The 12,509-nt window shown below is 46.6% G+C and carries 10 protein-coding genes; all 10 read right to left on the bottom strand.

Annotation, left to right across the window (positions count from 1 at the left end):
• Positions 1-30: 30 nt before the first annotated feature.
• Positions 31-789 carry a DeoR/GlpR family DNA-binding transcription regulator gene (locus HP552_RS09615; protein ID WP_175395298.1) on the bottom strand — a complete coding sequence of 253 codons (759 nt, stop codon included), beginning with the start codon at positions 787-789 and terminating at the stop codon, positions 31-33.
• Positions 790-824: 35 nt separating this feature from the next.
• Positions 825-1,664 (bottom strand): 5-dehydro-4-deoxy-D-glucuronate isomerase, encoded by an 840-nt coding sequence (kduI, locus tag HP552_RS09610; RefSeq protein WP_175395372.1) that lies wholly within the window; start codon positions 1,662-1,664, stop codon positions 825-827.
• A gap of 217 nt (positions 1,665-1,881) precedes the next feature.
• The gene (gene cyoD / locus HP552_RS09605; RefSeq protein WP_175395297.1) at positions 1,882-2,211 is read right to left on the bottom strand and encodes a cytochrome o ubiquinol oxidase subunit IV; all 330 of its coding nucleotides are present in this window, start codon (positions 2,209-2,211) and stop codon (positions 1,882-1,884) included.
• Entirely contained in the window at positions 2,212-2,826 is a 615-nt protein-coding gene (gene cyoC / locus HP552_RS09600; RefSeq protein WP_095292385.1) for a cytochrome o ubiquinol oxidase subunit III, read from the bottom strand. It lies immediately after the preceding gene.
• The gene (locus tag HP552_RS09595; RefSeq protein ID WP_175395296.1) at positions 2,826-4,796 is read right to left on the bottom strand and encodes a cbb3-type cytochrome c oxidase subunit I; all 1,971 of its coding nucleotides are present in this window, start codon (positions 4,794-4,796) and stop codon (positions 2,826-2,828) included. The genes cyoC and HP552_RS09595 overlap by 1 nt, the downstream gene beginning before the upstream one ends.
• A gap of 21 nt (positions 4,797-4,817) precedes the next feature.
• Positions 4,818-5,777 (bottom strand): ubiquinol oxidase subunit II, encoded by a 960-nt coding sequence (gene cyoA / locus HP552_RS09590; protein ID WP_175395295.1) that lies wholly within the window; start codon positions 5,775-5,777, stop codon positions 4,818-4,820.
• Positions 5,778-6,095: 318 nt separating this feature from the next.
• Positions 6,096-6,359 (bottom strand): hypothetical protein, encoded by a 264-nt coding sequence (locus HP552_RS09585; protein ID WP_024631414.1) that lies wholly within the window; start codon positions 6,357-6,359, stop codon positions 6,096-6,098.
• Between the two features lie 332 nt (positions 6,360-6,691).
• A complete protein-coding gene (locus HP552_RS09580) occupies positions 6,692-8,038 on the bottom strand; it encodes a GH1 family beta-glucosidase (RefSeq protein WP_175395294.1) in 1,347 nt (448 codons plus the stop codon).
• A 19-nt stretch (positions 8,039-8,057) separates the two neighbouring features.
• Entirely contained in the window at positions 8,058-10,436 is a 2,379-nt protein-coding gene (locus HP552_RS09575) for a glycoside hydrolase family 95 protein (protein WP_175395293.1), read from the bottom strand.
• Between the two features lie 279 nt (positions 10,437-10,715).
• The gene (locus tag HP552_RS09570; RefSeq protein ID WP_376768951.1) at positions 10,716-12,419 is read right to left on the bottom strand and encodes an ABC transporter substrate-binding protein; all 1,704 of its coding nucleotides are present in this window, start codon (positions 12,417-12,419) and stop codon (positions 10,716-10,718) included.
• Between the last annotated feature and the right edge of the window lie 90 nt (positions 12,420-12,509).

Raw genomic sequence — 12,509 nt, 5'->3', positions numbered from 1 at the left:
ACTATTCAGGCATCAAGTGCTTCTGTGCATTTAGCTTTGATAATCGACTTTGACTCCGATTTGGTTATACAGTTCTGCCGTCTCCTCATCCAGATGACTGTCACTGATAATACAATCCAGCTCCGAGCAGTGTGCAAAGGTCCGCAGCGCAAATTGCCCGAATTTATAATGGTCGACAACGCCGAAGACCTGCTGAGAAGCAGAGATCATTGATTTTTTCAGTGGAACCAGATCACCTGTGTATATGGATAGGCCGAATTCCGGATGTAATGCAGTGGTCGAGATAAATGCTTTATGAATGTTAAGAGTGGAAATGAAAGATGCCGTGTCCTCACCCACCAGCATATTACGGACTCTTGCTCCTCCGGGCACGACCAGTCGGACCTGCTCCTTTTTGGTCAGCTCCGCGATAATGAAGAGGTCATTGGTTACAACAGTGAGCGGCTGATTGTCGAGCCGCTTTGCCATTTCCAGCGTTGTGCTTCCTCCGTCCAGTGCAATGATTTCATTAGGACGTATATAAGCGAGCGCACGCTCGGCGATTTCGGTTTTCTCCGAATGGTGCTTCTCTGTGGCTCCACGACTCGTGAGAATGCCGTACTGGTCATTCTGAGCCAGCATGGCACCACCATGAACACGTACCAGCAATCCCATCGCTTCCAGTTTGTCGAGATCCTCCCGAACCGTCTTGCCCGTTACCTGCAGCAGTTCGCTCAGATCGCTGACGGTCACTTCTTGGCGCTCCAGCAGAGCCTCCATAATCTTTTCATGTCTTTTCAATGGATTCATGCAATCAACTTCCTGTTTCTTTGGAATTTACGCGTTTATTTCAGGTCTTTCATCGCCACGCCGTCCATATCCTCGAACGTTTGGTTTTCACCAGCCATGGCCCAACAGAATGTATAGCTGCTTGTGCCAACGCCACTGTGGATGGACCAGCTTGGAGAGATGATCGCCTGACGGTCACGCACAACCAGATGCCGGGTCTCGTTCGGTTCACCCATCATATGGAATACCACACCGTCTTCCGGCAGGTTGAAATACAAGTATACTTCGGAACGACGATTGTGGGTATGTGCAGGCATCGTGTTCCACATGTTACCCTTATCGAGCTCCGTAATACCCATCACCAGCTGACAGCTCTGAATTCCGCCCTCACCTTGATGAATGTAGCGATAAATGGTCCGTTCATTCGAACTTTCAATGCTGCCCAGATGGTTCGGCTGAGCCTGTTCCTGGGTTGCCTTCTGCGTAGGATAAGCATGATGTGCTGGTGTAGATACAAAGTAGAACTGAGCAGGTTGATCGTTTCCATTACTTTTGAACACGACCTCTTTCACACCTTTTCCGATATAAAGGCATTCTTTGGCCCCAATCTCATAACCCTGACCATCCGCAGTTACGGTTCCGTGGCCTCCAACGTTAATGATACCGATTTCACGACGCTCCAAGAAAAAGTTCGTTCCGATATCCTTCAGGTTCACTTCAAGCGCAATATCTTTGTTCTGAGGTACGGCCGTTCCTACGATATAACGATCCACATGGGAATACACAGTCACCAGTTCATCTGTCGCGAACAACTGCTCCATCAAAAACTCTTCACGCAGACGGGACGTATCATAATTTTTCACTTCATTCGGGTGTGCAGCATAACGATTTTGCATCATTAATCCATTCCCTTCGTCATTTGAATGATGTTGATTGATTTTTAGGTAAAGTTCATATAAGTTCATTTTAGTTCATTTTGTATCTTTTGTGTACCTCTTTTTAAATAAAAGATCGTTTTATTCCAGTTTATTTTGACGCTGCTTATTCTGGATAAAACAAAAGAGGATCTCCACAGTCTGCAATGCAGACCGGGAGATCCTCTTTATTCAAACCTTAATGTGCAACGGTATTGTTCAGCATGATCCAGATCGAACCAATAACGATGGTCATCATGATCAATAGACCGAAAATCAAAGCCATGACATTCCAGCGTGGTTTTCCTGTTTCACGAATATGCATGAAGAAGAAGAGTTGAACCACAAACTGAAGTGCAGCCGTTACGAGAATAACAACCATTGTTCCTGTTCTGCCCATCATGTCGTTCAGTACAACCACCAACGGGATGATTGTGAGGACGATGGACAGAATGAAGCCGATGACATAGGACTTCATTGAACCATGCTGTTCGTGAGCATGGGAATCATGTGAGTTATGCTCTGCCATCTACATCACCCCCATCAGATAAACGATCGACAGGAGGAAGATCCAGACGACGTCCAAGAAGTGCCAGTACAAGCTGATTACGTTGATTTTACCGCGAGTAACATCGGTAATACCACGTTTTTTCAGTTGGAACATCAGTCCGATCATCCAGATCAGACCCAGCGATACGTGAAGTCCGTGAGTTCCCACGAGGGTGAAGAATGCGCCGGAAGCAGCACTTGTAGTGTAGCTGAACCCTTCGTGAATCATCTCAACAAACTCCGTTACTTCGAGTGCGATAAACGCTGCACCGAGAACGGCTGTAACTGCCAGCCAGCTAATCAGTTGCTTCACTTTACCTTGGTTCATCGCAAGCACTGCAAGTCCACTTGTAAAAGAACTTGTGAGCAAGATAAATGTCTCGGCAATAACGCCAGGCATTTTGATCAATTCAGACAATATAGGTCCGCCCGCCGTATTATCACGCAACACAATAAAGGTTGCGAACAATACGGAGAACAGGATAACGTCGGAAATCAGGAAAAACCAGAAACCGAGCAATTTCAATTCTTGTGGATCATGGTGACCGTGGTCGTGACCGTGATCGTGACCATGCTTAGCGGCTGCTTGAGCCATTATACCGACCCCCTTAACGACGCTTCGGTACGCTTAATTTCGTCGACCGGAATGTAATAGTCCGTGTCGTATGAGAATGAACGAGCGATCATGCAGATCCCTACGCCAGCGAGTCCGAGAATCGCCATCCACAGCCATCCGAATACAAAGCCGAAGCCGGCGATGAACCAGAAGACGGACATGATAAACGGAATTGCGGAGTTCTTAGGCATATGAATCGGCTCAAGCGGCTGTTCTGGTGGATAGATGCCTTTGGCACGACGTTCTTTCTCTTCCCACCACTCATCAATATCATCACCGCGAGGTGTAATGGCGAAATTGTACTCAGGAGCTGGTGAAGGAATCGACCACTCAAGTGTACGAGCATCCCATGGATCGCCGGATACTTTGAGCGTTTTGTATTTGCGAATACCGTCTGCAATTTGTGCAACCTGGAACAGGAATCCGACACCCATCAGGAATGCCCCGATAGTGGATACAAAGTTCAGTTCCCACCAACCGGTATCCCAGCCGTAGGTGCTCAGACGACGTGTCATACCCATCAAACCTACAGCGTACTGCGGCATGAAGCAGACATAGAAACCAATATTCCAAGTCCAGAAAGCCCATTTGCCCAGTTTCTCTTCAAGTTGGAAACCGAACATTTTTGGCCACCAGTAGTACAGACCCGCGAAGTATCCGAATACTACACCACCGATCAATACTTGGTGGAAGTGGGCAATCAGGAAGTAACTGTTGTGGAACTGGAAGTCAGCAGGTGCAACGGACAGCAGAACCCCCGTCATACCACCGACGATAAAGCATGGAATAAATGCGATTGTCCATAACATCGGGGTGGCCATCCGAATCCGTCCACGATACATCGTAAACAGCCAGTTGAAGATTTTAACCCCTGTCGGAATCGCGATCAACATCGTTGTTACAGCGAAGAAGGCATTAACGTCCGCTCCCGAACCCATCGTGAAGAAGTGATGCGCCCATGTGAAGAAGGACAGGAAGCTAATGATTAGCATCGCGAATACCATCGATTTGTAACCAAACAATTTTTTCTTCGAGAAGGTACTTACAATCTCGGAGAACACACCGAATGCCGGCAAGACCACGATGTATACCTCAGGGTGACCCCACATCCAGATCAAGTTGATATACATCATCGGGTTACCGCCCAAATCAAGCGTGAAGAAATGCGCCCCGCCGAATCGATCCAGGAAGAGCAATGCAAGTGTCACAGTCAAGATTGGGAATGCAAACAAGATGATAATACAAGTGGAGAATACCGACCATGTAAACATCGGCATTTTCATCCATCTCATGCCTGGCGCACGCATTTTAATGATGGTAACCAGGAAGTTGATACCGGTAGCCAGGGAACCGATACCCGATATCTGTATACCCCATATATAGAAGTTCTGCCCTACCCCCGGACTGTGTGACAGCTCCGATAGAGGCGGATAACTCAGCCATCCTGCATCAGGTGAACCACCGATAACGAAGGACAGGTTAAACAGCATCGCTCCCAGGAAGAATAACCAGAAGCTTAGTGCATTCAGGAACGGAAATGCGACGTCCCTTGCCCCTATTTGAAGAGGCACAATTACGTTAAACAAACCGAACATAAACGGCATCGCCATGAACAGGATCATGATGGTACCGTGAGTCGTAAAGACTTGGTTATAATGTTCAGGATGCAAGAAATCCATGTTAGGCATAGCTAGCTGAAGACGCATCATCAGCGCATCGACACCACCACGGAACAACATGATGATGGAAGCAATGATATACATAATACCGATCTTTTTATGATCGACGGTTGTTAACCAGTTACGCCAGAGCCAGCCCCATTTTTTGAAATAAGTCAGCACCGCTACGATGGTAATCATCGTAATCCCGATGGCCACGTCCGCACCATAAATCAGCGGGTCACCGGTAACGAAAAACTCCGATGCAAACTCCTTAAGTCTCTCTAACATTGGGGGCCTCCTTTCGAATCTTTAGTTAGCACTCTTGTCCACTTCAGTGGACACATTTTTCGCGGCGCCTGAAGCTTCTTCCGAAGTTCCATGATTATGAGCGCCTGAACCTTCGACAACATACTTGGTCACAATGTCTTGGAACAATCCTTCAGGAAAGGAAGAATAATAAGCGACATTGCTTGTTCCCGGTTCCGCCAATGTGTTATACGTCTCTTGCGTCAGCGGCTGGGATTGTTGTTTTACTTCAGTCACCCATTGATCGAATTCTTCATCTGATGTTGCATTGACGTCGAAACGCATTTGGGCAAAATGTTCACCAGTAAAGTTGGCACCCGAACCGAAGTAAGTCCCTTCGTGATCAGCTTGCAAATACAAGGTCATCGCCATACCCGACATCGTATAAATTTGTCCACCAAGCTGCGGAATCCAGAACGAGTTCATCGGTGAATCCGCAGTAAGCTCAAATTTCACGGGCCGGTCTGCCGGAATATTCAACGTATTGACCGTTGCAATGCCTTGCTCAGGATACATAAACAACCATTTCCAGTCCAGTGAAGATACTTGAATGGTAATGGGTTCTTTCTCAGAAGCCAGCGGCTTCGAAGGTTCCAAATCATAGGTATAGCGTACAGTTACGATCGCAAGCAAACCAATGATAACAATTGGAACCGTCCACCAGATAGCCTCGGCTTTGGTACTATGAGACCAGTTCGGCTCATAAGCAGCTTTATTGTCCGGCTTGTCGCGGTAACGCCAAACGATTACAGCAGACAAAATCAACACAGGTACGATAACGATCGCACAAAGAATCGTCGAAATGACAATCAAATCTCTCTGCGAAGCGCCAATTGGTCCCTTCGGATCCAGAACAACGTACTGCCCGCCTGCCAGCATTGGCCAGACAATCAATGCAATTGTAACCAACGTCAGGACAACCGGAATAATAATCCGGGCTAGCGACCTAGGTTTCTTGTTCATCTTGATCCCCTCTCCTTAAATTCGCTCATACTGAAAAATCAGTATACTACTCTCTTCCTTCTAAAGATATCAGAAATGAGCAACTTTTTTGTTCTTGTTAACAAATTTGTCGATTTTACACCTTAAATGTGTGAATTTTTTCTCACAAATCGCTTGCACACTTGATATTTCTTCATTGTAATCATTACACTTCGAGTCACAAAATAAAACCCTTTGCAGTCCCGTTGAACAGTATCAACGAATCCGCAAAGGGCTTTATTGACTGGATTCCGGGTACTCATCCAGTCTTATTATGAACGAAAGATCGCCAGATTATAATTAATCGGCTCCTTCGTCTTCCCGGCGTGTATGAACAAGACCAATCGATTTGGCGATTACATAAATAAACACACTACCTACCAGAAAACCAATACCGACCATCAAGCCAAGATTACGGTCATTAAAATCGTTCAGGTTAATCAGGCACATAACCACTCCCGTAATGAGAGCGATCCAGGCCAGAACTGTCATCGTCAAGACTGCGCGCCGCATATTCTTATCTTTGCGCTCCAATTGGCTTACCATTGCTGTCTTCGATGCCATAGTAAACACTTCCTTTTCCCTTTTTGTAAGTGCTTTCCTAATACCAATATACCACATCAGTATGATTTTTAGTCAACAAATGTTCAAATTTATTTCGCAATTTGGACACTTTATTTAAAATTAAACTGTTGACAAACGCTTATTTTATCTTCTTGTTATGTATAACCCAAAAACAACCTCTTCATAACAGGAATAAGGTGTAACCTTATGAAAGCTTTATGAACATGTCTCATTCCGAGAAAAACCAGAACAAAAAAACGGCGATCCGGATAAACCGAATACACCGTCTTTTATCTTTATCCTATAGTGTAATGAAGCGATAGATCATCCAACTAGTTACGCGTTTCCAGCCAGTTGTTCTTGATCACATTTTGGTACCAGTAAAAACTCTCCTTCGGTGTTCTAACCAACGAGCGATAGTCCACATGAACAAGACCAAAGCGCATCCGGTATCCTTCTGCCCATTCAAAATTGTCCATCAGAGACCACGCCATATATCCCTTCAGGTTAATGCCATCGTTAATAATCCGGTGAATTTGGGCTAAATGCTGTTCATAATAGGAGATCCGGCGATCATCATTGATCTTGCCATTGTCCAGATCATCATTGATGCAAGCACCGTTCTCGGTGATGTAGACATCGACGTTTCCATACTTTTGCAAATAATGCATGAACTCATACAGTCCACGGGATTCGATCGGCCAACCAATATCCGTCTTGGTCAGTCCCATATCCACTTCCTCAGACTGCAAAGCTCCTGCCTCCGGATTGAAGCGATTGATTCCCATGGTGTAATAGTTAATGCCCAGCAAGTCAATCGGCTGCGAGATGATCTCCATATCGCCTTCCTGGATCGGCACTGTGGCACCTGCTTGAGCAAACCAATCGACCATGAATTGCGGGTAGGTACCTTTGTAGATCGGATCAAGGAACCAGTCTGTGTTGAGCGCGATGGAGCGGTCGCATGCCGCCTGATCCTCAGGTGACTTGCTGTAAGGCTCAGCCCAGCACACATTTGGTGCAATACCGATCTGCCCCGTTATGCCCAGCCTGCGGAAGGATTGCACCGCTTTACCATGAGCAACAAGCAGTCCATGGGCCACATTAAGGGATGTCTGCAGATCCTTGTTCCCTGGTGCATGAACCCCCAATAGATTGGACAGGAATGCGATACACCATGGTTCATTAAACGTCAGCCAAAATTTGATTTTGCCAGTGAACTCCTTGAAGATAACTTCTGCATATTTAACAAACGCATCGACGGTTCTGCGGTTTCCCCAGCCCCCGTCATCCTCCAGCACTTGCGGAAGATCCCAGTGATACAGTGTGCAGAAAGGCTCAATGCCTGCCTCTAGGAGCTTGTCCACGAAGCGGTGGTAAAAGTCCAGGCCTTCGCGATTGATCTCACCATCTCCGTCCGGTATAATACGCGGCCAGGCAATGGAGAATCGATACGTGTTGATACCAAGTTTCTTCATCAGCTCGATATCTTCTTCATAACGGTGGTAACTGTCGCAAGCGACATCCCCATTGTCTCCATTAAATACTTTACCAGGTGTACGTGCAAATGTATCCCAGATGGATACTCCGCGTCCGCCTTCCTGTGCTGCTCCTTCTATTTGATAGGAAGCTGTAGCTGTTCCCCAGCGAAAATCTTGCGGAAATTGAAAAATAGTCATTGGTTTCTCCCTCGTCTCCTCATGATACGCGGACGGTCTGTCCTGCGGTCATGGTTAAAGTAATTACATAATCTCCTTGAGGTGTTAGCTCAGCCTGTTGCTGCTCCTCATTATCCACCCGCAGCACATGTGCGCTTCGAATGGTGATCGAACCATCACGTTCTGCCTTGATTTCGGCAGAAACCAATTGGCTGTCCGCCCACTCCATGGATAGGGTATAACCGCCTCGTGCACGCAAACCTGTTACGCTGCCTTGTGTCCATTGCTCTGGCAGGGCCGGCAGCAAGTGCAGTTCATTCAGATGGCTCTGCAGCAGCATCTCGGCAATGCCGGCCGTACCACCGAAATTGCCGTCAATCTGGAATGGTGGATGGTCATCGAACAGATTGGGATGAGTTGACCGGGCCAGCAGTGTACGCACAAACTCATGCGCCTGCCCGCCATCAAGCAGACGTGCATACAGATTGATCAACCATGCACAGCTCCATCCGGTATGCCCGCCCCCCTGCGATATGCGACGTTCAAGCGATATGCGTGAAGCCTCAACAAGCTCCGGCGTATGGATTCGATTGATCTGTTCTCCCGGATACAGGCCATACAGATGGGACACGTGACGATGTCCTGGTTCCGATTCAGCGAAGTCCTTAAACCATTCCTGCAGCTGCCCTTCACTGCCAATCAGGAACGGATATAACCTGCTCAGACTGTTCTCCAGCTCGTTGACCAATGCCCGGTCGACCTCAAGTGTCCCTGCTGCCTCAATACATCTGGTGAACAATTCACGAATCAATGTCATATCCATTGTCGACGCCATCGAAATGCTGCGGGCTTCTCCTTCTTCTGTCAGGAACTTGTTCTCTGGAGAGGTTGAAGGAGCAGTAACCAGATAGCCATCCGGTCCTTCAATCAACCAATCCAGACAGAATAGTGCTGCCTCCTTCATGACCGGATAAGCACGTTCTTGAAGAAAATCTTGATCCCCGGTAAATAGGTAATGCTCCCACAGATGGGATGTCAGCCAGACACCACCCATCGGCCAGAATGCCCAGCTGGCATCACCGCCTGTAGGTGTTGTCGTTCTCCAGATATCCACGTTGTGATGGGCGGTCCATCCACGTGCGCCGTACAAAATGCGAGCTGTTCTACGCCCAGTTTGACTCAGGTCTTCCAACAAACTGAATAGCGGTTCATGACATTCGCTCAGATTGCATACTTCGGCTGGCCAGTAATTCATCTCGGTATTGATATTAATTGTATAATCACTGTGCCAAGGCGGCTCAACCTGATGATTCCATATGCCCTGCAGATTGGCCGGCTGGGTGCCCGGGCGCGAACTGCCCATTAACAGATATCTGCCATATTGAAAATAAAGTGCTTCTAGCCCGGGGTCTTGAACTCCAGACTGGTAAGCTATAAGCCGCTCATCAGTAGGCAGCTCCCCATTAGGCGTGGATCCCAGATCAAGACTGACACGTGAAAATAAAGACTGGTGATCAGCTTCATGCCGAATACGCAGACTTTCATGACCTAAGCTCATCGCTTTTGCTATGACATCTTTACAACCTTGTTCCAGCAACTGCTCATCCTTGGTTGGAATAACATCGTAATTCTCGAAAGCAGTAGCTGCCGCCAAGTAAAATACGACCTGTTTAGCTCCCTGAACATGAAGCTTGCCATCCATAGTAGAAACCTTTGCCTCTTTACCGATTACTGTAACAGCCAAACGAACCGCGTATGCAGTCCCCCGATCCTCTTCATAGATAACCGATTCGGGATGGTCCCGGAAATAGTTCGATTCCACATGACTTGGACAACGACTGAACATCGTCACTGCGTTTTCTGATTCCTGGGTTGTGTACGGATGCGGGCTGTCCAAATGAGCAATGGCATTCACAGCTCCGTCCCGATCAGCCGTAAGCGTACATACCATTAGATCATCCGGGGCACTGGTATACACCTCACGAACAAAACGAACACCTTCATAGGAATAACTCGTCTTAACAATTCCGGATTCCAGGTCAAGTTCACGTTCAAACTCTTCATAATCCTGATCCCGAAGTCCCTCCTGCTGTATCATGAAATGACCCATCGGTTGGTAGGCTTCTACATCGCGACCCAGCATTTCACGGTTCAGAAGCCCTTCAGCTTCACTATATTGTCCGGACATAATGAGTTCGCGGGTTTGCTTCAAGTACCGCTGGCTGCTGTACTGAATGGTGTCACGCGGAAAACCAGACCATAGGGTATCCTCGTTTAACTGGATACGCTCTTCGGCAGCTCCTCCGTACACCATGCCTCCGAGTCGTCCGTTCCCAATAGGAAGGGCCTCTTCCCAGCGGGTGGCAGGCTGTCGATACCATAGACGATTTATTTTTGTTTTCTCATTGAATGGGGACATAAAATTACTCCTCTTCATGAATCATCTATTATTTTTATAAGGAATACTAAAACGTTTTCGGATACTACATTATGTAAGAATTATTTTGTATCCACAGGCTCTTTGCTTGGACAAATCCGCTGCTCTAATAGCCTTCAACTGAAAGTGCCTTCAGTAAGAAAAGTATATTGGATTTATATATCTGCGTCAATGTAAAACATCACAAGAAAAAGCAAGAAAGAGACCCTGAATCAGGGCCTCTTTCTTGCAATGGATGATTTTCCATCCACCACGCTTATATTACTTCACTTCTTTGCCTGTCCACAGAGATATACGGTCTTTAACCCATACTGTATATTGTTTCTCCATTTCCACTGCACCAGCTTTGTCCAGCTCTGCGAGGAAGTCATCATACACTTTATCGAAGTTCGCTGACGAGGTCAGAACAGCTTCAGGAATCCGTTTGCGTACGATATCCTGAGTTTTTTGGAATGTTACGTCATAATCTGTACCTGTAGGCACGGACATATTATATAATGCTCCCCAGTCTTTGAGAGGAAGTTCTTCTTCAGACGGGTAAAACTCTTTCCAAGTTGTAATGCCATAGGCTTTGAGCGTTTCTTTCTCAGCCGCTGTATAACCAGCTATAATCTGCTCTGGGAAATTGGTTGTGTAGTAGTTGTCAGTTGCATCCTTCACACCATCACCATATCTTGCACTGAACACATTGTATAGACCAATACCTGTTTCTTTACTGAAATTGGAATTGTCGTTAGTTTTACGATCCTGGATTTCATCCGGAATAACACGTTTGCCATCCACTACATTGTAGTGCTGACCCTCGATTCCCCAGTTTCGGAGCACTTGACCTTCGTCCGAAGCGAGCCAGTCCATGAATTTGATAATACGTACTGGGTCTTCCGCAGCCGTGGTGATTCCAATTCCGTAGCCATCAAATCCGGTTGGCTGGAACGTATGGTCCACGATATCTTCGTTCAGCGATACGGAGAAGTGAGCGTACGTGCTGTCATCCTTGCCAGCACCTTTCAGCGCATTTTCAGCTTCTTGATAGTTCCACTCTTGGTCAATCAGACCGAGTACACGGCCGCTGGCAATTTTGGATTTGTATTGGTCGTCTTTTTGAACAAATGTATCTTTATCAAGCAGTCCTTCATTATACATTTTGTTCAACCAACGGAAATATTCTTTTTCTTCTGGACGTTTGTAGTGCAGCATCGCTTCATAAGTTTCTGGATTAACATAGTATTCACCATCATCCGGAGCCCCTGTAGCTTGGAATGCCGGGTTGGTTACCGTAATCATGATCTTCCAATCATCCGCATTCAATGTCAGTGGAATGGTTGGCTGGCCATCAATCGTTGGATGTTTCTCATAATAAGCTTTCAGTACATTTTCGTAATCCTCAAGTGTTTTTACCTCAGGATAGCCGAGCTCTTTCAAAACCTTTTGTTGAATTTCGAACCCACCTGTTGCGTCAAACGTCATATTATCTACACCCATATTGGTTGGGATCGTGTAGATCGCTGGATCTTCCGTGCTGTATTTCAAACGATTCATCTGATCGCCATAGATTTTTTTCAAGTTCGGCGCATGCTCCTCGATTAGATCCGTGAGGTCAAGCATCGCACCCGCATCTACGAGCTTAGACAAGTTACCTTTTGGGAAAATGATATCTGGATAATCACCACTGGCAGCCATGAGAGAGATCTTTTGTTCGCCGCCATTGTTTACATCATATTCCGCTTCAATCGTAACGCCTGTTTGCTTCGTAATTTCCTTGCCGACTGCATCTTGCATCTTGTTCCAAGTTGGACTTGCATCAGCACCAAAAAACGTGACTGTAATCGGATCAGTTCCACTGGACTCTCCGGAAGAAGCATCTTTGCTTCCCGAATTTCCGCAACCAGCAGTAACCAACAACGCACTTGCGAGCATCAACATTGCAAAAGTCTTAGGTGTATTGCCTTTCATTTTGCCTCTCATTGTCTAGTTCCCCCTATTATTATGAAGGTTTTATCTGTATAACAGGCAGATGCCTGCGAATACCACTTTTGAAGCGCATTTCTGTATGCG

This window comes from Paenibacillus xylanilyticus (assembly GCF_013359935.1).
Taxonomy (GTDB): domain Bacteria; phylum Bacillota; class Bacilli; order Paenibacillales; family Paenibacillaceae; genus Paenibacillus; species Paenibacillus xylanilyticus.
The sequence above is the reverse complement of the archived record's forward strand: the minus strand, read 5'-3'. Positions and strand labels throughout refer to the sequence as shown.